This is a genomic window from Granulicatella sp. HMSC31F03 (assembly GCF_001807725.1).
Classification (GTDB): Bacteria; Bacillota; Bacilli; order Lactobacillales; family Aerococcaceae; genus Granulicatella; species Granulicatella adiacens.
This window is the reverse complement of the sequence record NZ_KV790849.1, coordinates 69,223-91,684: the sequence shown is the minus strand read 5'-3', so window position 1 is coordinate 91,684 and position 22,462 is coordinate 69,223. Positions and strand designations below refer to the sequence as shown.

The following is a 22,462-nucleotide window of genomic DNA, read 5'->3' as shown; positions in this document are numbered from 1 at the left end:
GAAAGAGCTTGAGACTTCGGCTCAAGCCGGTGCCTCATTGCATATACTATAGAGAAATCCTCGAGGGTTCGAAGTTTTGAACGAAGTTCATTTTTTAGTAAGCACCTTTCGGTGTTTTATTCCAAAAAGAAAAAGAGGGGTGAAAAAATTTCACCCCTCGTCCTTAGTTTACATCATACCCATGCCTGGATCCATTCCTGGCATTGGTGGTGCTACTGGAGCTGGTTTGTCAGCTACCACAGCTTCTGTTGTTAATAATAATGCTGAAACAGATGCAGCATTTTGTAGTGCAGAACGTGTTACTTTCGTTGGGTCAACAATACCTGCTTCAATCATGTTTACCCATTCATCTGTAGCAGCATTGTATCCAATGCCTTTTTCTTCAGATTTCAAACGAGCAACAATGACTGAACCTTCAAGACCAGCATTTTCTGCGATTTGACGTAATGGTTCTTCTAATGAACGAGATACGATTTTCGCACCTGTCGCTAAGTCGCCTTCTAATTCAAGAGCATCTACTACTTTTTGAACGTTCACAAGAGCGGTTCCCCCACCTGAAACGATTCCTTCTTCAACCGCTGCGCGAGTGGCGTTTAAGGCATCTTCAATGCGAAGTTTTTTCTCTTTTAATTCTGTTTCAGTAGCGGCACCGACTTTAATTACGGCAACCCCACCTGATAATTTAGCAAGACGTTCATGTAATTTTTCACGGTCGAAATCACTTGTTGTATCTTGTGCTTGTGCGCGAATTAAAGCAACACGGTTCGCGATTAAGTCTTTAGAACCTGCACCTTCCACGATTGTAGTGCTATCTTTAGAAACCACAACTTTACCAGCTGTCCCTAATTGCGCTAATGTTGCGTCTTTTAATTCTAAGCCAAGGTCTTCTGTAATGACTTGAGCTCCTGTTAACACAGCGATATCTTCTAACATCGCTTTACGACGGTCACCGAATCCTGGAGCTTTTACAGCTACCACGTTAAATGTTCCGCGTAATTTGTTTAATACTAATGTTGGTAAAGCTTCTCCATCTACGTCATCCGCGATGATTAATAACGCACGTCCTTGTTGAACGATTTGTTCTAATAATGGAATGATTTCTTGGATGTTTGACACTTTTTTATCTGTGATTAAGATAAATGGATTATCTAAAGTTGCAATCATCTTGTCGTTATCAGTTACCATGTATTGTGATAAGTAACCACGGTCAAATTGCATTCCTTCTACAACATCTAATTCTGTTTCAATCCCTTTAGATTCTTCGATTGTAATAACGCCGTCGTTCCCCACTTTTTCCATAGCTTCAGCGATTAATTCACCAACTTCAGCTGAACCAGAAGAAATTGCCGCCACTTGTGCGATGGCTTCTTTTGATTCGACTGGACGAGAAATGCGGTGTAATTCTTCAACCGCTGCTTTTGTCGCAAGTTCAATCCCTCGACGGATGCCTACTGGGTTTGCGCCAGCTGTTACGTTTTTCAATCCTTCACGAACGATGGCTTGTGTTAAAACTGTCGCTGTTGTTGTACCGTCACCGGCAATATCGTTTGTTTTGGATGCGACTTCAGCCACAAGTTTTGCACCCATATTTTCGAAATGATCTTCTAATTCGATTTCTTTAGCAATCGTGACCCCATCATTTGTAATCAGCGGAGACCCGAATGCTTTTTCTAATACAACATTACGTCCTTTTGGTCCTAATGTTACTTTTACTGTGTTTGCTAAAACGTCCACACCGCGAAGCATGGCACTTCTTGCATCTTCTGCAAATTTAATATCTTTCACCATTGTGATATCCTCCTTTATTCAACAATTGCGATAATGTCTTTTTCTTTCACGATGATATATTCTTGACCATCCAATTTAACTTCTGTGCCTGAATATTTCTCGAATACGACTTTATCGCCAACCGCCACTTGACGGTCTTCTGCAGCAGTGAATTCACTTGTCGCGATTACTTTTGCAAATTGTAATTTTTCTTGAGCAGTGGTTGGTAGGAATAATCCCCCAGCAGTTTTTTCTTCTTGCTCTACCATTTGAATAACAACTCTATCTTTTAAAGGCTTTAACATATAAAATCCTCCTTACTCTTTTTTAGCACTCGAAAACCATGAGTGCTAACTCATAGTTTTATAATACTCATTTGGTCAGGAAAAATCAAGAATAAATACTTGCTTATTTCTCAAGAATTATGTAAGATTTTGACAAGAAAGGATGATTGTGATGACACGAAAAAGTTTCTTTAGAAAACTATATTTTGAAATCATATTAGCCGTCCTCTTTATCTTTCTAGCAACGACGCATTATCCTGGAAATGGATTTGACTTTATCACATTATTCTGCTGTCTATTCGCAACGACAAGCATCGTAACAAGTATCAACATGCTTCGCACCTATAACGAGTTGAAAAAACTCGCCAACCTCATCGAGAAACTTCCCGATGACGAGGATTCACTAGACGATAAAGAACCAAAAGAAAAGCACTAATCACTGCATCAACGCAAACGATTAGTGCTTTTTATGTTTTTAATTCTTACTTTGTACGAAAAGTTCTCATTTCTTACTGCTTATTTTTTATCAAGTCTGAGACTTCCTTTGAGTATCCCGTTGAGGAATGTTCGAACTGTCCTGTATTTAGATTTTTAGTCAGACTAAAACTCATGCTTAATTTCTTATTGGAGTTTAAGTATATTTTAAAGTATATTCCTCCCATAGGGTTATGCTGAATAGACTCTACATCAATTTCATAAGACTCAATAGCTCCGCCTTCTTCCAACGCTTTGTTGTCTAAGTCTTTTAATTGATTTTCAATCGATTCCTTCACTTGCGCACTTTGAACTAAAGTGACCATTTCATGCTTCTTTACCAGATTCAACGTTACAAATCCACCGATGATTAACGCGATTACCGCAACGATTCCAAGCATTCCACTACTGAATTTCTTTTTCATTTTCTTCAGCCCCCTTATGCATTTAAAGGTTCTACTTGTTTTGTATAGTATATCATGAATTTTCGCATTTTTTGAATACTCTTATTTTTATACAAAAAGGCACTGGTCCTATGTCAAGATTTAGTACAAATTAAAATGAGAGGTTCTACCTGCTAAGATGCCAGAAGAACATTTGTCTTATTATAAAGTGCTTCAAGCTCGTTTCGACAAAGTGTAACAGTATAATTATCCAAGTTTCTTATAGATCAACCTGAAAAGGTTGCTTATATAATTAATATAAGTAAATACAGTACTATATATCCAATCTTTCTACGATCTCTCCATTTTTTTCTTTCAGTATGAGCTTTTTAATAATCTTTTCATCAAGGTACTTTGAAAACGAATTTAAGTCCTGTGATACCTCAAATACGATATTTCGTTTCATTTCATTTGTATCAAAATTAGAATCATATTTTCTCTTATCACTCCAATAATTCCAATTCACATCTGTTCTTTCATAGTAAACATAATTTTTCTTTTTAGTACTATAAATCCTTTTAGAGGTCAATGTCTTTTTGTCTTCAGATGTAAAAACATCAGAATACAGCTTTATTCCATAAAAAACTTTGTATTCGCTGATTTTATCATTGGAAACATTTAGTTTAATTTCTTCATAGTCCATCTTATACTCACTCCTTATATTTAAATATTTTTAGGTAAAGCCGGTACTTTTTAAGACTTAATATTCAATATATTTTTTTCTTTTTATTCTAATACTACAAGTGTATAATATTTACAGCAAAAAGACAATTGGTCCTTTGTCAAGATTTAGTACAAATTAAATTGTATTAAAAATGGGTTCGAAATCATTTCTATTCATGGTTTTAGGCACACTCATTATAGCTTACTTTTTTGAAAGTGGCGTACCTATGAAAGATGTTCAAGAACGGTTAGGACATTCTGATATTCAAACTACTATGAATATCTATACACACTTAACAGAAAATAGTGCTAAATTGTTTGCGAATTATGTGGGGTTTTAAAATATCTAAACACATACCTAAACATACTAGACAATTAAAAAAAATAGGCATAATAGAAACCTTGTTATAAAGGCTTTTCTATCATGCACTATCTTCTATTTTTGATTATCGAGGAAATAAATCAGTGTTTGAAGTTCGTTTGTTAAGTCCACGTTTTGAACTCGAACGTTTTCTGGAGCGTTTAATCGAATTGGTGTGAAGTTTAAAATGCCTCGAACATTTGCTTCTACAATACGATCTGCTGTATCTTGCGCCACATCTTGAGGAACGGTTAGAATCGCTACTTGAATTTGTTGAACTTTTAATTGTTCAATCATTTCATCCATGCTATACACAGGAACTCCTGTTTGAATCGTTCCGACGATATCAGGGTTCACATCAAATGCTGCACTGATTCGAACATTATTGCTTTGGTGGAAATTGTAGTTTAGTAACGCTTGTCCTAATTTACCAACACCTACTAAAGCTACATTTGTTAAGCGATCTTGGTTTAACGTATGGCTGAAGAATTCCAATAAGTATTCTACATCATATCCATATCCACGTTTTCCTAAAGCTCCAAAATAAGAAAAATCACGACGAATCGTTGCGCTATCTACTTTTACAGCTTCACTTAATTCAGTTGATGAAATACGACGTTTTCCTGCATCATGCAAGAAACGTAAATAACGATGATAAATTGCCAAACGTTTTGCAGTTGCACGTGGCACTTCGATTTCTTTCATTTCTTTATAATCTTTCATGTCTAAGACTCCTTTTCTTTTACATCCATGCGTATTCTATCACAACGATGTGAATTTTCACAAATACTTTGTTTGCTCCTCACTTACTCCTATAAAATCCGCTTATATACAGCAATACTTGTACGATTTTATTCACAACCTGTTGTTTGTGAATGTGAAAACAATCTTGAATTCTTTTCAATATTGTCCACCTCTTTTTTATGATAGAATGAGATGAATACTCACTGAAAGGACCTATCATGATACTACTACAAGGACAAGGACTCGCTCGAACTTTTGCAGATGAAGTCCTATTTGAAAATATTACGATTCATATTCAAGAAAATTCGCGGATTGCCATCGTCGGACGTAATGGCACTGGAAAATCAACGCTGTTAAAAATGTTGGCTGGTATCGAAGAACCTTCTCTTGGCTCTGTCTCAAAGAAAAAAAACCTATCCATCGGTTACTTAGACCAATATGCGGCCATCGATTCAACGAAAACCGTTTGGGAAGAAATGATTCATCTCTACGAAGACGTAGAAATTTTGAAGAAACAAGCACAAAAAGCGGCTGAACAACTCGGGAATCCCGACCTTCTTAGTGACCCTGCAGCCTACGAACTTGCCTTAAAACGCTATGACCAACTGCAAGAAGATTTGAACCAAAAGAACGCGTATGGATACGAATCCGAAATCCGTACCGTCCTTCATGGATTCCGTTTCTATCCAGAAGACTACGACCAACCGATTCAATCGCTCTCTGGAGGACAACGTACTAGGTTAGCTTTAGCTCGGATTTTATTAGAGAAACACGACTTACTGATTTTAGACGAACCGACGAACCACCTGGATATTGAAACTTTAACATGGTTAGAGGATTATTTGCGCTCTTCAAATTGCGCTCTCGTGATCGTATCCCACGACCAATATTTCTTAGACCGCGTGTGTAATGAAGTTTACGAAATCAGCCATAAAGCCTGTGAATATTACAAGGGAAACTACTCGCACTATTTAGAGGAACGTGAACAACGCTATTTACTCAAGCAAAAAGCTTACGAAAAGCAGCAACAAGAGATTCACGACTTAGAAGAATTCATTGCAAAAAACTTAGTGCGCGCCTCAACCACAAAACGTGCGCAATCGCGTCGTAAGAAGCTCGAGAAAATGGAACGTTTAGAAAAACCAAAAGGCGATCAGCGCTCTGCTCGTTTTGAATTTACCGTGGAACGCGAATCCGGAAACCAAGTATTACAAGTAAACGATGCTTATATCGGTTACGACCACGAAGCATTAAGCGGTCCGATTTCCTTCCAACTTCGCAAGCGTGAAGCCATTGCCATTGTGGGGCCAAATGGAATTGGGAAATCAACCCTTTTGAAGTCGATTACGGGTGAACTTCCTTTAATCAAAGGATCGATTGACTTAGGAGCTGGCGTTCAAGTTGGTTACTATGACCAAAACTTGGCTGGCCTTTCTACCAACCAAACAGTTCTAGAAGAGCTTTGGTCTCGTCATTCAACAATGCCTGAAAAAGATGTGCGTTCGATTCTTGGAAGTTTCCTATTCTCCGGAAGTGATGTTGAAAAAACAACCGCTCAACTCAGTGGGGGTGAAAAAGCCCGACTAGCCCTTTGCAAATTGTCACTGGAGCATGATAATTTCCTACTGCTCGACGAACCAACCAACCACTTGGATATCGACAGTAAAGAAGTATTGGAGGATGCTCTCATCGACTACGATGGGACGATTTGTTTTGTATCCCATGACCGTTTCTTTATCAATAAGGTCGCAACGACCATTCTTGAAATCGAAGAAACAGGAAGCACACTCTACCTTGGCGACTACGACTACTACCTTGAGAAAAAGCAAGAAAAAGAAGAACTCGCCGCACTGCAAGAAGCCAAGAGTGCTGAAGCAACAGCTGAGCCGATGACAGAAGCTAAAGCTAGCTACCATGCCTCTAAAGAAGAACAACGTCAAATCCGAACGCTCACTCGACGTATCGAGCAACTCGAAACCGAAATGCATGATATCGAAACGGCGCTAGAACAAGTCCACGAGGCAATGACGCTGGAAGAAAACTATTCCGATCCAGATAAATCCGCTGCCCTCTCAACTGAAGAAGCTGCCCTTCTTGAACATCAAGAAACGCTTCTCGCCGAGTGGGAAGAAGCTTCACTAGCTTTAGAAGAATTTAATCAATAATCGTTTGAAATTATCATATATGATAATTTTCTACTTTCAGCCATTCAAAGAAGCGTAGACCCTTTTTATAGAGTCTACGCTTCTTTTTAGTTTAATGTTGCCACTGACTTTGATAGAGATTGTAGTAAAACCCACGTTGCTCCATCAAGCTGGCATGATTTCCTTTTTCAATGACATGTCCGTCTTTTAAGACGAGAATCACATCGGCTGTACGAATCGTCGACAAGCGGTGCGCCACAATAAAGCTCGTGCGCCCTTCCATCAAATGTTGGAAAGCTTCTTGAATCTTCAATTCGGTACGTGTATCAATAGAAGACGTTGCTTCATCGAGAATCAGCATATTCGGTTGTCCCATCATGACACGCGCGATGCAGAGCAATTGTTTTTGCCCTTGTGAGAAATCCCCACCGTCATCTGAAATCACCGTATCATACCCTTGCGGCAGACGGCTCACGAATCCATGAATATGGCAGAGTTTAGCGATGCGAATCATCTCTTCTTCGCTAATCGTCGGATTTCCCATCGTGATATTTTCACGCACCGTACCTGTTTGAAGCCATGTTTCTTGAAGCACCATTCCAAATCCATTTCGCAATGAATGACGGGAGATGTCTTCAATCGAATGGCCATCGATAGCTAATTTTCCACTATTAATCTCATAGAAACGCATCAATAAGTTAATTAATGTCGTCTTTCCGCTTCCAGTTGGACCGACAATCGCCACGCGTTGCCCTGGTTTGACATCCAGCGAGAAGTCTTCAATCAGCGGTTGGCCTTTCACATAAGAGAAGTCCACATGGCTAAATTCCACCGCTCCATCAAAGGTTTCAGGAGAGACCGCACCTTCTCGTTCTGGACGTTCGGACGGTTGTTCCAATAGTTCAAATACGCGGTTGGCACAAGCAATCGCATTTTGAAGTTCGGTAATAACCCCTGAGATTTCATTGAATGGTTTCGTATATTGGTTGGCGTAACTGAGGAAGGCTGATAATTGACCGACCGTCACGCCACCGCTAATCACGAAGAACGCTCCGAACACGCCCACACTGGTATAGACGATGCTATTAACAAAGCGCGTTGCTGGATTGGTAATGCTCGAGAAGAAGATAGCTTTAAGCGATACATCTGTTAGGTCTTTATTAATCACCGAGAAGTCCTCGATGACTTTTTCTTGTTGCTGGAAGGCCGTGACCACTCGTGTCCCCTCAATCATCTCATTCATATAGGCGGTTTGGTCGCCACGAATTTCCGATTGTTGTTTAAAGAAATGATAGGATTTTTTTGCGACAAAGCTGGCCATTACAAATGATACTGGCGTTATCACCACTACTACAAGCGTCAATGTCATATTCACACTAAGCATAAAGAATAACGTTCCTAGAATCGTCATCACACCCGTAAATAACTGCGTGAATCCCATTAGTAATCCATCCGCAAATTGATCTGCATCCGCGATGATACGGCTCTCGATTTCTCCAGCTGGATGAATATCTAAATAACTGAGCGGTAATGTCTCGATTTTTTCAAGCGCGTCTCTACGAAGGTCTCGCACAACCGAGTACGTCATCTTGTTATTGCTGAGGTTCATAAACCACTGCGCAATCGCTGCCATGGATGTAAAGAGTGCAATCTGCCATAGGATGGCAAATAGTCCTTCATAGAAGACTTGGCCAGTGCCGAGCATTTGGTCCACGGCTTTCCCAACTAATTTTGGAATCATTAAGGTCCCAAATACATTCACACTTGCCAAAAGAATGGACGCTACAAAGTAAATTCGGTAGCGACGGATGTAGCAGAGGACCTTACGAATCGTTTCCCATTGAGTTTTCTGTCTCATGCTTCATCCTCCTTTGGAAATTGTGAATAGTAAATTTCTTGATAAATTTCGTTATTGGCTAATAGCTCTTCATGCGTGCCCTTGCCGACCAGATTCCCTTCATCAAGCACAAGAATTAAGTCTGCGTACTGCACAGAAGCCGCCCGTTGCGACACGATAAAGGTTGTTGGACGTGGCGTTTGGTTCTTGATGGCCTCACGTAATTTTGCATCGGTCGCAAAGTCTAATGCCGAAGCACTATCATCTAAAATTAAAATTGGTGCTTGTTTCGCAATCGCACGGGCAATCGTCATCCGTTGCTTTTGCCCACCTGATAAGTTGCGTCCATTTTGTTCAATGCCATAATCCAGTCCGCCTTCTTTCGTTTCAACAAATTCGCTGGCTTGAGCGACACCGAGTGCCTGTTCTACGACTTCACTTGAAGCAGATGCATATCCAAAACGGACATTGTCGGCAATCGTTCCACGGAAGAGTTGCGCCTTTTGCAAGACCATTCCGACTGCGCCACGAATCGATGCAAATCGGTAGTCACGAACGTCATTGCCGAATACTTCCACTTTTCCTTGGGTTGCATCATAGAAACGAGGAATCATATTCACAAGAGACGATTTCCCACTACCAGTCCCACCGATAACGCCGATGGTTTGTCCTTTTAACGCGGTAAAGGAGATATGGTTAAGTGCTGCATTTTGGTCCCCTTGATATGTCAGCGTCACGTCTTTAAACGCCACTGCTACATCGCTATCTGGATTGACATCTTGGGTGCCTTCGACCATATCCGGTTCCATTGATAGAATATTGTCAATACGATCCGCACTCGCAACGGATTTCGTCATTAACACGATAAGATTGGCTAATTTTACAAGCTCTACTAGAATTTGTGACATATAGTTTGTTAAGGCGATGACGTCTCCTTTTGACAACGTTCCTGTATCCACTTTTATCGCCCCACTATATAAAATGACGATAAGCGCTAGATTCACAATCACAAACGTAATAGGATTCATAGCTCCTGATAGAGCACTCACCTTTTGTTGCGCCTGATTCAACGCTTCGGTATCTTCTCTAAACGACTGAATTTCTTTTTCTTCGCGGTTAAATGCCCGAATCACACGAACACCTAGTAAATTCTCGTGAACGAGACGCATAATACGATCTAGTTGCCCTTGAACCCGGCGATACATTGGAATTGTCCAGTAAATAATTCCGAATACGACGACTGCTAAGATTGGAACTGTGATGGCAAACGTCCATGCCATTTCCACATTCACAACAAAGGCCATTACAATCGCCCCACCGACGATAAACGGCGAACGAAGCAACAAACGCAGCGCAATGTTTAACCCATTTTGTACAAGATTCATATCGCTCGTCAAACGCGTCAGTAAAGTGTCATTTCCCAGCGCATCGAGTTGCGAAAAACTGAAGTATTGAATTTTTGAAAAAAGCGCCTGTCTCACTTCCGCTGTAAATCCAGTTGCCGCTTTAGCTGCATAATATTGGGCCGTAATGGACACGACGACCCCTAAAATCCCAAGGACGATTAAAATAGCCCCTTGACCAAGGATTAAGGAGGTATCTTGGTTTCCAATTCCTTTGTCAATGATGACTGCCATTATAAGCGGTACTAATAACTCCAAAATTGCTTCGAATAATTTGAATAAAGGTGCCAATATTGTTTCTTTCAAATATGGCTTTAAATAAGGTTTTAATCGATTCACAATCATACTTCCTTTTACATCAATAGTACTTTCATTGTATCACAATTTATGCCGTGCAAAAGCAGAACCCCTCGCTTCCTGTTTTTGATTATAAAAGATGTAACAATTATGTTACGTAACAAAAATGTGACATTCACTTTTAAATTTCTAAAAATGCATCATTTTTAATACGTATCATAAACGATACATCTCATTTTTCCATCCTCAACAAAACCTTTTTTAACCTAACCGTTGAGTGTAGTGGAGTAAATAATCATTAGAAGACTGGGCAACTTTTGCTTATTAGAAAGTTGATTACGAAAAATCTTACGGATTCTATAATAGCCATAACGTGGAATGGCATTAAATGCGCAAAAGGGAGCGTAGGAATTTTATTCCGTACGCTCCCTTTGAGGCTTTAAAGGTGAGAGACCTAGGCTCGAACCAGTGCAACGTTATAGCTATTATGAAGATATCCGTAAGGATTTGGAGTAATCAACATTATTCACTATACTGTCACCCAAGTGCCCAGTCTTCTATTTCATTATTTACGTAAATTGTGCGCTTCAATGTACTCCGCAATTTGGATAGCATTGCTTGCAGCACCTTTACGGATATTGTCGCCTACACACCAGATGTGGAAGCTGTTTGGTTGAGAAATGTCACGGCGAATACGTCCCACATACACTTCGTCATGTCCAGTTGCTTGTAATGGTGTTGGATACACATTTTCCTCAGGTTTATCTAATACGATTACGCCTGGTGCTTTTGCTAATAATGCACGAATTTCTTCCGGTGTTGTATCTTTTTCGAAAGTTACATTGATTTCTACAGAGTGTGAGTTATATACAGGTACACGCACACAAGTGGCTGTCACAGCTACATCATCTGATAAGCCAAGAATCTTGCGCGTTTCTTGAATCATTTTCATTTCTTCTTTTGTATAGCCATTTTCTAAAAATACATCGATATGTGGCAATACATTATTGTAAATTGGGTGTGGGTAATTTGTTGGAGCTTCCCCTTTTTCCCCATTTCTTAAATCATTAATCCCTGCTTGTCCAGAACCTGAAACAGCTTGGTAAGTTGTATAAGCCACACGTTTTAATCCAAAAGCATCATGCAATGGACGTAATGGCACTACCGATTGAATCGTTGAGCAGTTTGGATTTGCGATAATTTTGCGCTCTAATGTTGGTGCGTTACATTCCGGTACGACTAAATCAATCTCTGGATCCATTCTCCATGCGCTTGAGTTATCGATGACAATCACTCCGTCACGTTCTGCGATGGGCGCAAATTTCAATGAAGTGCCGCCGCCTGCTGAGAAGATGGCGTAGTCAATATCACGCTTGAAGGAGTCTTCCGTTAATTCTTCGACTACATACTCTTTTCCTCTAAACTGTAGTACTTTCCCTGCTGAACGTGCTGAGGCAAGTAGATATAAGTGGTCTACTTGTAAGTTACTTTCCTCTAAACGTTCAATCATTTTTGTTCCAACGACCCCTGTCGCTCCTACAATTGCAATATTTACCATAAAAAAATCTCCTTTTGCTAAAACGCTATGTTGAAAATTATAACGAACCTCTTTTAGAAAGTAAAGAATTGTCTTTCTTTGCAACACATTTGTAGCTGTAATAGATACACTCTTTAATGAGTGCTTCATCTGTGCATACATTCAGCGCAATTGAAATCCAATGCTTTTTATTCATATGATACACTTCAAAGAAACCTTCATTCATTAATAGCTTTTCCTTCGTGTCAGGATCAATTTTCACATTCAAGATTAACACTCGTTCTTCACTTGCAACCCCTAATTTATGGAACGGGATTTCCGTCATCAAGGCATAGCATTTTCCTTCCTCTTCCACTCTAAACAACGTAGCGGATGATCTTTTGAACGGTTGCGAACTAAAAGGAACAATATTACTATGAATCCAATTCGTCCATTTTTCCCTCGTGGCGCTCAGTTCTCCCTGAAGAGGATGAATCCACTTGGTAGCAATTTCACCGGCTTCTTCTCGAAGAGCTTGGGCAATACTACTTCCTGTTGTTTCTACATCAAACAAAGTGTACCGTTCATTAAACTCATCTAAAGCAATGATTTCTAATCCCTTTTCTTTTGTGGCACTGACAATATAGAAGGAGAAACCTTCTATATGACTAAGAATTGTTTCTCCTTCATGTTCTGTCAGGTCTTCTTTTAAATTCCATTTCATTGAATAACCCTCTTATAATTTATACTCAGCTCTTAACTCTAAAATCACATCACGCAGATCAGCCGCTTTTTCGAAATCCAGTGCTTTGGCAGCTGCACGCATATCCAATTCCAGCAACTCGATGGCTTCGCGTCTTTGTTCTTGCGACATTTTCTTGAAGTCTTTTGCGGTGCTTGGAGCATCTTCTTTTTCCACTTCATGTGTAATCGCGATTAAATCACGAATATTCTTCACGATGGTCTTCGGAACGATGCCGTGTTCCTTATTATAAGCCTCTTGGACACTACGACGACGGTTTGTTTCATCAATCGCCCTTTGCATAGAGTCCGTAATCTTATCGGCATACATAATCACTCGTCCATTTGCGTTTCGTGCGGCACGTCCAATCGTTTGCACTAAAGCTCGCTCACTACGTAGGAAGCCTTCTTTGTCTGCATCTAAAATCGCCACTAGAGAGACTTCTGGTACGTCTAAGCCCTCACGAAGCAAGTTGATTCCGACCAATACATCGAATTCTCCTAATCGCAAGTTTCGGATGATTTCAGTACGTTCCAATGTCTTAATATCACTATGAAGATACTTCACTTTAATGCCTACTTCTTCTAGGTAATCGGTTAAATCTTCAGACATTTTCTTCGTAAGCGTCGTAATAAAGACACGTTCATTTCGTTCAACACGTAAATTAATTTCACTAATTAAGTCATCAATTTGCCCTTTAATTGGACGAACTTCCACAGGCGGATCGAGCAAGCCTGTCGGACGAATGATTTGCTCGGTAACTTTTGGCGTATGTGCTAATTCATATGGCCCTGGAGTCGCCGAAATATAAATAATTTGCGGAACTTTCTCTTCGAACTCTTCAAAGCGTAATGGACGATTATCTAACGCACTTGGCAATCTAAATCCGTACTTAATTAACTGCTCCTTACGCGCGCGGTCCCCATTATACATTCCACGAATTTGAGACATCGTAATATGAGACTCATCCACTACAAATAGTGCATCTTCTGGGAAGAAATCAAGCAATGTATATGGCGGTTGCCCTGGCTTTCTCCCATCCATATGTCGAGAATAGTTTTCAATCCCATTACAATATCCCATCTCAAGGAGCATTTCAATATCGTAATTGGTTCTTTGCTCTAATCGCTGCGCTTCAAGCAATTCATTATTGTCCCTTAATTCTTTTAAGCGGAGGGCGAGTTCTTCTTTAATCGTTGCAACCGCCTTAGAAATTTGGTCTTCATTCGCGACAAAGTGAGTTGCTGGGAAGATTGGGACATGCTCTACCGTTGCCTTAATTTCTCCCGTTAACACATCTACTTCTTTAATCGCTTCGATTTCATCTCCAAAAAACTCGATTCGAAATGCCGTCGCATCATGTCCAGCGAGGAAGATTTCGACGACATCTCCTCGAACTCGGAATGTTCCCCTTCTGAAATCATAGTCATTGCGCTCAAACTGCATTTCAACTAAACGACGAAGCAACTCGTCTCTTTCTATTTCCATTCCTTCACGAAGAGACAATACATGGTCGCGGTAGTCTTCTGGATTTACTAAGCCGTACATGGAAGATACGGAAGCAACTACAATGACATCTCTTCTTTCTAAAAGCGCGCTTGTAGCAGAGTGACGCAACTTATCGATTTCATCATTGACACTGGATTCTTTTTCAATATAAGTATCACTAGAAGGCACATAAGCTTCTGGTTGGTAGTAATCATAATAAGAAACAAAATATTCGACCGCATTCTCTGGAAAGAACTCTTTTAACTCTCCATATAATTGCCCTGCTAATGTTTTATTATGGGCTAGCACTAATGTCGGTTTATTCACTTCTTTTATCACATTAGCAATTGTAAATGTCTTCCCAGTACCTGTCGCACCAAGAAGCGTCTGTTCTTTAACTCCCTTATTAAGCCCCTCCACTAATTCCTGGATGGCCTGAGGTTGATCTCCTTGTGGCGTATACGGAGCCACTAGTTTAAATTCATTCATACCTTCACCTCTTTTTTCGATTCTTTTCCATTATACCATCAATAAACAATATTTACCGCCAGCTTGCACCCTCCCAACCCTATACCTTGCTTGCATTTCATACTGGACTTTTGTATAATAGTCCGTGTTGGAAACAACTGATCAGTGATTATACATGTAAAATGAAAGAGGGGTGAACCCATTGCCAAATATCGCATCACAAATCAAACGTGTTCGTACTAACAAAAAGTCAACACTAGCAAACAACTCACAAACTTCTGCTATGCGTACTGCTATCAAAAAATTCGAAGCTGCAGTAGCTGAAGGTGCTGAAAATGCTGAAGAATTATTACGTGCTGCTCACAAAGCAATCGACGGAGCTGCTTCTAAAGGATTAATCCACAAAAACAAAGCTTCTCGTGACAAATCACGTCTTACTGCAAAATTAAGCAAATAATAATTAGCCTGAGAATTGATCTCGGGCTCTTTTTTTATGCTCAAAAATAGGAACGCCTCACGGGTAACGAATGAAGAGCTTGGAACATCCCCTTCGAACTCCTCTGGATTTTTCATCGGTATCATCATCATGGCACCACCTTGAGCCGAAGTCTCAAGGTTAGCAAGCTTCAAACTGAGGCTAAGTGAAATTCACTAAGCCTCAGTAATTCACATTGCTTTCTAGTTCATGACGATGATTCCGATGAATCCAGGGAGTTCTTCGTTTGTGTTCTACTCTAATACGGTATCCGTGAGGCGTATATTATTAGAGATGAAAAAGAAGTCCGAACAATAGGACTGCTTCGGGAAAGAAAAGAGAGCCCGGGCAATTCAAAGGTTAAGGGAAAGAAAAAAAGAGAGTGCCGGGGAAAGAGGTTTGGATTCCTCCCCTGGCACTCTGCTTTTATTAGACAGATAAGTCATCGATAAATTGTTTGGCTTCGGCTAAGCCCATTCCTGTTTCGTCACGTAAGTCTTTGATTGCTTGAATAAGGCGACCGTCGCGTTTTAATGTACGTAAGTGTTCTTCGAGTTCTTCTGGGATATACTCTACTTCTTCGTTAGATGAACGATTAGTATTCGAATAGGAACTTTCTCTATTAGAAACATTGTTTGTTTTTACCTTTACATAACTTAGTAATACTAACACTACAACTGCAGCGATAATGATAATCATTGGGCTCATACATATTCCTCCATATTATATATTTGAATTTTATTGTTTTCTACGCGCAAAACTGTAAGATAAACCATTCCAGTTGCATCTCTTTAATGCCTACACTCGTCTTTAAAGCATATTCTGTGTCGACCAATTGCATAAAGGCCTTTTCTAAAAGCGGTAACCCAAATCTTCTAGATTGTTGCAGGGCAATCTTCACACGGTACGGATGTACGCCCAGTGTCTTTTGAATTTCTGGTTCTTGATACCCTTCTCTTTTCAAGTAGGACACTTGAAGCAATAATCGAAACTGTCCTAAAAGAATCGCATTCATCTTCAATGGGTCTTCTTTTTGTAGTAACATATCGTGATAGATTTGGAGCGCCTTGACTCCTTCTTTTTTCAAAATTGATTCCCCGAGTTCAAAAATATTCTGTTCCAATGTTTTGGCGACTAAACTCTCGACTAATTCCAGTGGAATCATTTTTGTATCAATGGAAGCAATCGTCAGTTTATCCAATTCTTTCATACTATTCGTTAGTGAATATTGCGTTTTAACGAGTAAGGTCTCCAGCGCTTCTTCTTGGATTGAGTACTGGTGGTTACGCAGAGAATCTTGAATATATTGTTTAACATCTCTCTCTGTTAGTTCACTAGCATCTAATAAAACCGCCACTTTCTTTAACTGTTTCACGATTTTCTTTCGTTGATCCAACTTATCATACGGAGCAAAGAATACCATTACTGAACTTTCCATTGGGTTTTCTAAATAGGCTTGCAACCTTTCTAATTGATGATCCATTGATTTTTTCTCTTTTTCCCCTGTAAAAAAGCTTGGATTATCAACCAGTACTAATCTTCTCTCTCCAAAAAAAGGAACCGACTCTGCATCTTGAATAGCTGTTTGAATAGAGACTTCCTCCATATTGAATCGTCCCACATTCAAGTCTTGATCTTCAGGAGCCACAATGGTCTCTAAAAACACTTTCCGCGCAAGTTCTTGTAAATAAGGTTCTTTTCCTTGAACTAAATAAACCAGATTCACTTGCCCGTTTTTAATGCGATCGAGTTGTTTCTCAAATTCCATCTTTCCGCCTCCTGTCCTTTAAGTTTATCTTGAAACGTGGGCTTTGTCTATTCTTTCAATTTTTGACGTTTTTTCGAGAGTTTCGTAGAAATTTCGATCTGTTCTTTTCTAAAATCAAGACGAATTTGTCCATCTTGATCCGTGCGGAAAATATGAGCGTGTATGCCATTCAGCCTCCCTACCGTCTCGATTGAAGGATGGCGATAACGATTATTCTTCCCGCAAGAAAGTAAGGCAATAGAAGGGGAAGCTTTTTGTAGCAATGCTTCGCTTGTAGACGTTCGGCTTCCATGATGCCCCACTTTTAAAATAGAAAAATTCAAATTGGGAGTATCTTTTAGAATATTGTCTTCTACTTTTTCAGAAGCATCGCCAGTGAGTAACACGGTATGCTTTTGAATCGTTAGAAGAGCTACAATTGAATCATCATTTTCTCCTTTGGAAACGTATTTAGGCCACAGAATTTGCCACTTCATTTGGTTCCATTTCCACTCATTTCCAGAAGAAACCAACTTCCACCGTATGGACGGATAGTCCCTTTTCAGTTGTTGCATCAATGGAATCTTCTCCATCCCTTTTCCAATCACTATTTCTTTGATTTTAATCTGTTTTGCAATTGCTTGAAGATTCCCGACATGATCTTCGTCTCCATGGGAAAGCATTACTTGCGACAATTCTGAAAGTCCTTCTGCTTGAAGAGCAGGAATGACGGTTGTGTCTCCTTGAGGTTTTCTCTTGCGCCTTTTCCATTCTTCTTTGGAGGCAAAATCGCTCAATCCACCCGTATCGATTAATGTCGCTTGATTCCATCCTGGAGCCATTACTAAAATCGAGTCTCCTTGTCCGACATCTATCATTATTAATTCATTTCCCCAATGATAGGGAACTTCTATCAGAAGTAAAATAAGAGCCCCCAAACAAAAGAGTCCTTTTTTTACCGTCATCTTCCTTCGTTCATATAGCACAAGAGCGAAAAGAATCAGCAAAAAATAACCGATCCACTCCCATGATTCCCAAATCCCAAATGTAAACTTTGTAAAAGTGAACTTCTGACAAAAGGTTAATACTTGAGTGAGCCCCGAAAGAAGCGCTTCTCCTAGAAAGCAACTAATAGCCACAAAATCCCCCCACCCCGATAATACCGCAATCAAATAAATCGTTAATAAGGGGAATAGAACCCCTTCAAACAATAGGGAAAATAATGCAGTAAGCACGATACTGAGAACATTCCAATAAAAGAAATATTGACAGACGAGTGGCAAAGCTATAACACTCACTCCAATTGGAATCCACAATGAAGCGTTGGCTTTAGGAAGCACACTCTTTTGCCATTTGGATAATAGAAGAATTACTGCGCTAAGAACATAGCTTAATTGAAACGCGACATTCCAAAGAATTCCTGGCCAAAGGAGGATTGAACCAATAACCATCCCTAAAAGGCTCCACAGTTGATAGTGACGACGAAGAGGTGTCCATCGTTTCAAAAAAGTAGAGAGAATCACCATTCCAATCGCGCGTGTCCCACTAATGCCCCATCCGATAACAAAACCATAGAACAGAACAAAGCACATTAATACACCATCCGTTTTCTCACGGGTAATCCCGCACTTCCAACAAAACTTTTGCAGAACCGAAACCATTAACGAAATATGAAGCCCCGAAATCGCTAATACATGCAGGATTCCTAATTGTTTGTACAGTTCCCAAACTTCTTCATCAAATCCTGATTTTTCCGCAAGAAGCAATGCTAATGTATATTGTTTGATCTGATTTTCCTTCTGCATGCGCACTTGATGTAGCAACCAGAAGCGAAGATTTTCAATAGATGCATGGATTCCTTTGACAGCGACTTTTCTACTTGATAGGCTCTCAATTTTGAAAGAATGAAGAATCCCCAAACTCAAATAGTGATTTTTCGCATCGAAATTCCCTTTATTTCGAGCAGGTTCGATTTCCTCGATACTTCCTTCAACAGATACCTTTACCACATGATCCAGTTCTAGAAGCACCTTTTGCTCCTCTTCTGAAGTAAACGTATAACGGAAAAATACTCTTTCACTCTTTCCTTCTGCTTCTAAAAGAGCAGTTCCTGTTAACAAATCCCCATTCACTTTGAGGTGATGGGGATTTAATATCATTTGCCCATGAAGAGGTTGTGAAGGGTGAAAAGGAGTTTGTGTAATAGCCTGGACATAATAGAATGAGCGAATAGAAAAAATTCCAACGAGCATTAGACCCATTGCTTTTTTTCGTATTGATTGTTCACGGATAAGACCCACTACGATTAGCAATAAAGGAAGAACAAAGCCCACTTTCCCGACTGAAAAAACGACCATCGCCGTCCCAATCACGCTTGCAAGAACAAAGTAAATCATTGGACAATCACTCTTTCCTGAAAGGATTCATATAATTTCTTTCCAATCCCTCTCACTTTCATCAGCTCTTCCTTGTTTTTAAAGGATCCATTTTTCTTTCGATATTCTATAATGGCTTCTGCCTTTTTCTCCCCAATCCCTTTTAATGTCTTCAATTCTTCAACGGTTGCTGTATTAATATTGACTTTGCCTTCTTTTCCAACTTCCTTTTTTTGAGACGTGGGCGCTTGAGCGAGCTCCGAATTCACTTCTTCTCCCTTTTTGGGGACTACAATCACCATTTGATCCTCTAAGAGTTGCGATAAATTCAATTTATGATCATCCGCTAATGGAGTGAACCCTCCTGCAGCCTCAATGAGGTCTTTCACTCTATTTTCTGCTTTCATTTGATAGACTCCTGGGTGGTGAACTTCTCCTTTTACATCAACATAAATGACGGTCGAAACCGTTGTTTTATCTTCTACCTCTTGAGGAAGAATGGTTGTCTCTGCTAGGGATGTGGCAGCTTCTTCCACCTCTTCCCCTTGGCGACTCATCCAAAAAAGCCCCATCCCGATAATGAGGCAAACAAATAAAACACTCCCTTTTACTTTCCAATTCAGTTCTTCCCATTTATCTTTCCATGCATCAAAAAAAGCCATTTTTCTCACTCCTTAAAAAGATTACTCCAATTAAAGATATGAGAAAAACGACTCTCCTGTTATAGATTTTTTAGAATCTCAATCGCTTCTTGTAAAGTTTTTACAGGATAGATTTTAATATCTGTCCCTAACTTTTCAGCTGCTTCTTTTACTTCTTCGTAATTTGTCTTAATGTCTGGATAGCGCTCACGCATCTCATCCGTAATTTCATCATCTGGTGCTAGGAAAACAGTAGCTCCAGCTTCAATCGCAGCTACTAATTTCTTATCAATCCCGCCAATTCTTCCAACTTTTCCGTCTAATTCAATCGTTCCAGTTCCCGCAATATTATGTCCTTTTTTCAAATGGCTGTTTGTAATTTGATTATAGATTTCAAGCGTAAACATTAAACCACCTGAAGGACCACTAACACCATGCGGATCAAATTCAATCGACGGATCCGAAGTTACGTCTTCATCAATCTCTCCATCAAATCCTAAACGAATTCTACCAGTACGACTGTTCATTTTTAATTGTTCCCGAATGAGTTGGGATTTTCCATCGCGTTTGACCATCAGCGATAAATAATGACCTGGTTTCAATGAAGAAAGATAATCTTGTAGTTCTTCAAGACTCTCATCCGTATTTTCAAGTCTCTTTCCATCAATTGTTTCAATGATATCTCCGACTTTTAATTTATCACGGAAATTAGAATTTTGATCCACTCGAGTGACAAAAATACCGTTGACTTTACTTTCTACTGACTTTCCAGCTGCTTCAAAGGCGACACGAACTGCTTTTGAACGAGCATTTCGCATACTGAACTCTTGTAATTGATTATATTCTTCTGGAGTATAGTTTCCAAATACTTTTTCTTCAGGTAAAATCTCATGATGTTTGAAAAATTGTTTTAAAGAAGTTAGGACGGTTGCTTGCTCTACATAGACCGTCAGCACTCGCAGTGTCCCTTCATCTTCATCTTTTGTCCCATTGACCGTTAGAAACTGAGATACATCTTCAGCCGTTCCGGGAGATTCAATGACGTAAGGAATGGGAATGAATGAAATAATCGCTAACAGAATAACTGTTAAAATAATATAAAAAAATTTCTTAGTCTTCGACATTTGTAATCTCCTCATCCATTCTAATTTTTCGTTCTGGCGTATCCTTATACTTTTCTTCTAAGGCGCTTTTCACAACTTCAGGGACAAAAGGACTGACATCCCCACCAAAACGTGCCAATTCCTTCATCATCGAAGAGCTTACAAAGCGATACTCTTCCTTACTGAGCAAAAGAACCGTTTCAACTTCCCCGTTTTGAACACGGTTATGGGATGCAAGAGTCGCTTCATATTCGAAGTCAGTTGCATTTCGAACCCCGCGCACAAGAACGCTTGCTCCTAACTTGGCTGCAGCCTCTACGGTTAATCCTCCGCTTACGGCTACCACTCTAGCATTGGATACATGCGCAATCACTTTTTCAACCAGTAATTTTCGCTCGTCTAATGAAAATAAATAATTTTTCTGAACATTATGAGATAAAACCACAATGACTTCATCGAAGAGCTCACTGCTTCGCTCGATAATATCTAAATGCCCATTCGTAATCGGATCGAAGCTTCCTGCTACTACCGCTTTTCTCATACTAAGCCTCCTCTTCGCTAGTCGCACGGTCAAAGAACACTAAGGCTGTAATCCCGTACTCCACGCGCTTATATTGCTCAAATTCTAAAATTCGCTCTGGAAGTTGCACTTCCTTGTCCACCTCGCAGACAATCACACAGTCTGAGGAAAGAAGGTTGAGTTCTTGCAACTGCTCAATGTCTTTTACAATTTCTTGCAAGCGATACGGTGGGTCCATAAACACCAACTCGAACGGTTCAAACGCTGGGTCACTTGCAATGGTTTTGAGTCCTTGTTTCACGTTTTGTCGTTTTAAATGAAATTGCTCGGGCGATTTTGTAATCTCGATATTTTGCTCAATCGTCTTTTGTGCAAGGCGATTATTCTCGAATAGAAACGCACGGTCCATCCCACGAGAAACGGCCTCAATGGCAACGGCTCCACTTCCACTGTACATATCGAGCATGACTCCTCCGTCAAAATAACCGCCTAAAATATTGAAGAGCGATTCTTTTATCTTGTCAGTCGTCGGACGAGTATTTTGGCCCGGTACTGCCTTTAAGCGTCTTCCGCCAAATTCTCCTGAAATAATTCGCACAGTGCATTCCTCCTTATTTCACTATAATACCATATTCCAGCGCTCTTTCGTGAGTTTTTTATAAAATAAGTGCATCAACTGCTTGAAGGATTTCTTTTGGTGCTTCTTGAGTGATGGGGGAATGACGATGAATCGAATCCTTGCGGATTTTTTATAATAGCGGTAATGGGGCAACGGCTTGAGCCATGGTCTCAAGCTCTTTCAAGATTCAAACGTACTCTAGAAAATAAATTTTCAAGAGTACGTAATTCACTTTGAATGCTAGCCCCCATTACTGCTATTATAAAATCTGCTTGATTCTCCTCATCGTCTACTTCATAGAGAAATTCTTACTAGTAGGATATTCTTACTAAAAACTCCGAAATAGTCTTG

The 22,462-nt window shown here is 39.9% G+C and carries 20 protein-coding genes and 1 pseudogene; 4 read left to right on the top strand and 17 right to left on the bottom strand.

All coding sequences use genetic code 11. The features are described from left to right. Positions 1 to 168 precede the first annotated feature (168 nt). Entirely contained in the window at positions 169 to 1,788 is a 1,620-nt protein-coding gene (gene groL / locus HMPREF3106_RS03040; RefSeq protein ID WP_049554368.1) for a chaperonin GroEL, read from the bottom strand. 14 nt (positions 1,789 to 1,802) lie between these two features. Continuing rightward, a complete protein-coding gene (groES, locus tag HMPREF3106_RS03035) occupies positions 1,803 to 2,072 on the bottom strand; it encodes a co-chaperone GroES (RefSeq protein ID WP_005607270.1) in 270 nt (89 codons plus the stop codon). 151 nt (positions 2,073 to 2,223) lie between these two features. On the opposite strand from groES, the gene HMPREF3106_RS03030 reads away from it, so the two are divergent. Further along, a complete protein-coding gene (locus HMPREF3106_RS03030) occupies positions 2,224 to 2,487 on the top strand; it encodes a hypothetical protein (RefSeq protein WP_039849205.1) in 264 nt (87 codons plus the stop codon). Between the two features lie 73 nt (positions 2,488 to 2,560). Here the strand turns inward: HMPREF3106_RS03030 and HMPREF3106_RS03025 are convergent, their stop codons facing one another. Together HMPREF3106_RS03025 and HMPREF3106_RS03020 are read right to left on the bottom strand one after the other, a co-directional pair. Beyond that, on the bottom strand, positions 2,561 to 2,950 hold the full coding sequence (locus HMPREF3106_RS03025) for a DUF1310 family protein (protein WP_005607274.1): 390 nt from the start codon (positions 2,948 to 2,950) through the stop codon (positions 2,561 to 2,563). 292 nt (positions 2,951 to 3,242) lie between these two features. After that, complete coding sequence (locus tag HMPREF3106_RS03020) at positions 3,243 to 3,611, bottom strand: EXLDI protein (protein WP_005607275.1); 369 nt, start codon at positions 3,609 to 3,611, stop codon at positions 3,243 to 3,245. Between the two features lie 183 nt (positions 3,612 to 3,794). Between HMPREF3106_RS03020 and HMPREF3106_RS03015 the strand changes: the two are divergent. Beyond that, positions 3,795 to 3,972: pseudogene (locus HMPREF3106_RS03015) on the top strand (tyrosine-type recombinase/integrase); the annotation flags it as partial. 95 nt (positions 3,973 to 4,067) lie between these two features. Here the strand turns inward: HMPREF3106_RS03015 and HMPREF3106_RS03010 are convergent. Continuing rightward, the gene (locus HMPREF3106_RS03010; protein ID WP_039849269.1) at positions 4,068 to 4,697 is read right to left on the bottom strand and encodes a redox-sensing transcriptional repressor Rex; all 630 of its coding nucleotides are present in this window, start codon (positions 4,695 to 4,697) and stop codon (positions 4,068 to 4,070) included. Positions 4,698 to 4,954: 257 nt separating this feature from the next. Here HMPREF3106_RS03010 and HMPREF3106_RS03005 point away from each other — a divergent pair, with 257 nt between their 5' ends. Beyond that, a complete protein-coding gene (locus tag HMPREF3106_RS03005; protein ID WP_070444353.1) occupies positions 4,955 to 6,901 on the top strand; it encodes an ABC transporter ATP-binding protein in 1,947 nt (648 codons plus the stop codon). Between the two features lie 91 nt (positions 6,902 to 6,992). On the opposite strand, the gene HMPREF3106_RS03000 is transcribed toward HMPREF3106_RS03005, so the two are convergent. The 5 genes from HMPREF3106_RS03000 to uvrB form a co-directional block, all read right to left on the bottom strand. Beyond that, on the bottom strand, positions 6,993 to 8,738 hold the full coding sequence (locus tag HMPREF3106_RS03000) for an ABC transporter ATP-binding protein (RefSeq protein ID WP_070444351.1): 1,746 nt from the start codon (positions 8,736 to 8,738) through the stop codon (positions 6,993 to 6,995). After that, positions 8,735 to 10,465: an ABC transporter ATP-binding protein gene (locus HMPREF3106_RS02995; RefSeq protein WP_083281584.1), complete on the bottom strand. Its 1,731-nt coding sequence runs from the start codon at positions 10,463 to 10,465 to the stop codon at positions 8,735 to 8,737. The genes HMPREF3106_RS03000 and HMPREF3106_RS02995 overlap by 4 nt, the downstream gene beginning before the upstream one ends. Positions 10,466 to 10,982: 517 nt before the next feature. Further along, the gene (locus tag HMPREF3106_RS02990) at positions 10,983 to 11,975 is read right to left on the bottom strand and encodes an aspartate-semialdehyde dehydrogenase (RefSeq protein WP_070444349.1); all 993 of its coding nucleotides are present in this window, start codon (positions 11,973 to 11,975) and stop codon (positions 10,983 to 10,985) included. A 37-nt stretch (positions 11,976 to 12,012) separates the two neighbouring features. Beyond that, entirely contained in the window at positions 12,013 to 12,657 is a 645-nt protein-coding gene (locus HMPREF3106_RS02985) for an MmcQ/YjbR family DNA-binding protein (RefSeq protein WP_070444347.1), read from the bottom strand. A 12-nt stretch (positions 12,658 to 12,669) separates the two neighbouring features. Then, a complete protein-coding gene (gene uvrB, locus HMPREF3106_RS02980; RefSeq protein ID WP_070444345.1) occupies positions 12,670 to 14,652 on the bottom strand; it encodes an excinuclease ABC subunit UvrB in 1,983 nt (660 codons plus the stop codon). A 181-nt stretch (positions 14,653 to 14,833) separates the two neighbouring features. Here uvrB and rpsT point away from each other — a divergent pair, with 181 nt between their 5' ends. Then, on the top strand, positions 14,834 to 15,088 hold the full coding sequence (gene rpsT / locus HMPREF3106_RS02975; RefSeq protein ID WP_049554361.1) for a 30S ribosomal protein S20: 255 nt from the start codon (positions 14,834 to 14,836) through the stop codon (positions 15,086 to 15,088). A gap of 447 nt (positions 15,089 to 15,535) precedes the next feature. On the opposite strand, the gene HMPREF3106_RS02970 is transcribed toward rpsT, so the two are convergent. From HMPREF3106_RS02970 to rsmD, 7 genes are read right to left on the bottom strand one after another with little or no spacing between them, the layout of a single operon-like run. Continuing rightward, positions 15,536 to 15,814 (bottom strand): hypothetical protein, encoded by a 279-nt coding sequence (locus HMPREF3106_RS02970; protein WP_070444343.1) that lies wholly within the window; start codon positions 15,812 to 15,814, stop codon positions 15,536 to 15,538. A 40-nt stretch (positions 15,815 to 15,854) separates the two neighbouring features. Next, entirely contained in the window at positions 15,855 to 16,874 is a 1,020-nt protein-coding gene (gene holA / locus HMPREF3106_RS02965; RefSeq protein ID WP_070444341.1) for a DNA polymerase III subunit delta, read from the bottom strand. Between the two features lie 47 nt (positions 16,875 to 16,921). After that, entirely contained in the window at positions 16,922 to 19,249 is a 2,328-nt protein-coding gene (locus HMPREF3106_RS02960; protein ID WP_070444339.1) for a DNA internalization-related competence protein ComEC/Rec2, read from the bottom strand. After that, positions 19,246 to 19,890 carry a helix-hairpin-helix domain-containing protein gene (locus HMPREF3106_RS02955; RefSeq protein WP_083281583.1) on the bottom strand — a complete coding sequence of 215 codons (645 nt, stop codon included), beginning with the start codon at positions 19,888 to 19,890 and terminating at the stop codon, positions 19,246 to 19,248. The genes HMPREF3106_RS02960 and HMPREF3106_RS02955 overlap by 4 nt, the downstream gene beginning before the upstream one ends. A 59-nt stretch (positions 19,891 to 19,949) precedes the next feature. Then, a complete protein-coding gene (locus HMPREF3106_RS02950; RefSeq protein WP_160313177.1) occupies positions 19,950 to 20,993 on the bottom strand; it encodes a SepM family pheromone-processing serine protease in 1,044 nt (347 codons plus the stop codon). Next, complete coding sequence (gene coaD, locus HMPREF3106_RS02945; protein ID WP_049554355.1) at positions 20,980 to 21,513, bottom strand: pantetheine-phosphate adenylyltransferase; 534 nt, start codon at positions 21,511 to 21,513, stop codon at positions 20,980 to 20,982. The genes HMPREF3106_RS02950 and coaD overlap by 14 nt, the downstream gene beginning before the upstream one ends. A 1-nt stretch (position 21,514) precedes the next feature. Beyond that, positions 21,515 to 22,090 (bottom strand): 16S rRNA (guanine(966)-N(2))-methyltransferase RsmD, encoded by a 576-nt coding sequence (gene rsmD / locus HMPREF3106_RS02940; RefSeq protein ID WP_049554354.1) that lies wholly within the window; start codon positions 22,088 to 22,090, stop codon positions 21,515 to 21,517. Positions 22,091 to 22,462: the final 372 nt, after the last annotated feature.

Coding starts and splice junctions, on each gene's coding strand:
- groL (WP_049554368.1), bottom strand. CDS start 1,788: ATGGTGAAAGATATTAAATTTGCAGAAGATGCAAGAAGTGCCATGCTT.
- groES (WP_005607270.1), bottom strand. CDS start 2,072: ATGTTAAAGCCTTTAAAAGATAGAGTTGTTATTCAAATGGTAGAGCAA.
- HMPREF3106_RS03030 (WP_039849205.1), top strand. CDS start 2,224: ATGACACGAAAAAGTTTCTTTAGAAAACTATATTTTGAAATCATATTA.
- HMPREF3106_RS03025 (WP_005607274.1), bottom strand. CDS start 2,950: ATGAAAAAGAAATTCAGTAGTGGAATGCTTGGAATCGTTGCGGTAATC.
- HMPREF3106_RS03020 (WP_005607275.1), bottom strand. CDS start 3,611: ATGGACTATGAAGAAATTAAACTAAATGTTTCCAATGATAAAATCAGC.
- HMPREF3106_RS03010 (WP_039849269.1), bottom strand. CDS start 4,697: ATGAAAGAAATCGAAGTGCCACGTGCAACTGCAAAACGTTTGGCAATT.
- HMPREF3106_RS03005 (WP_070444353.1), top strand. CDS start 4,955: ATGATACTACTACAAGGACAAGGACTCGCTCGAACTTTTGCAGATGAA.
- HMPREF3106_RS03000 (WP_070444351.1), bottom strand. CDS start 8,738: ATGAGACAGAAAACTCAATGGGAAACGATTCGTAAGGTCCTCTGCTAC.
- HMPREF3106_RS02995 (WP_083281584.1), bottom strand. CDS start 10,465: ATGATTGTGAATCGATTAAAACCTTATTTAAAGCCATATTTGAAAGAA.
- HMPREF3106_RS02990 (WP_070444349.1), bottom strand. CDS start 11,975: ATGGTAAATATTGCAATTGTAGGAGCGACAGGGGTCGTTGGAACAAAA.
- HMPREF3106_RS02985 (WP_070444347.1), bottom strand. CDS start 12,657: ATGAAATGGAATTTAAAAGAAGACCTGACAGAACATGAAGGAGAAACA.
- uvrB (WP_070444345.1), bottom strand. CDS start 14,652: ATGAATGAATTTAAACTAGTGGCTCCGTATACGCCACAAGGAGATCAA.
- HMPREF3106_RS02970 (WP_070444343.1), bottom strand. CDS start 15,814: ATGAGCCCAATGATTATCATTATCGCTGCAGTTGTAGTGTTAGTATTA.
- holA (WP_070444341.1), bottom strand. CDS start 16,874: ATGGAATTTGAGAAACAACTCGATCGCATTAAAAACGGGCAAGTGAAT.
- HMPREF3106_RS02960 (WP_070444339.1), bottom strand. CDS start 19,249: ATGATTTACTTTGTTCTTGCAAGCGTGATTGGGACGGCGATGGTCGTT.
- HMPREF3106_RS02955 (WP_083281583.1), bottom strand. CDS start 19,890: ATGGCTTTTTTTGATGCATGGAAAGATAAATGGGAAGAACTGAATTGG.
- HMPREF3106_RS02950 (WP_160313177.1), bottom strand. CDS start 20,993: ATGTCGAAGACTAAGAAATTTTTTTATATTATTTTAACAGTTATTCTG.
- coaD (WP_049554355.1), bottom strand. CDS start 21,513: ATGAGAAAAGCGGTAGTAGCAGGAAGCTTCGATCCGATTACGAATGGG.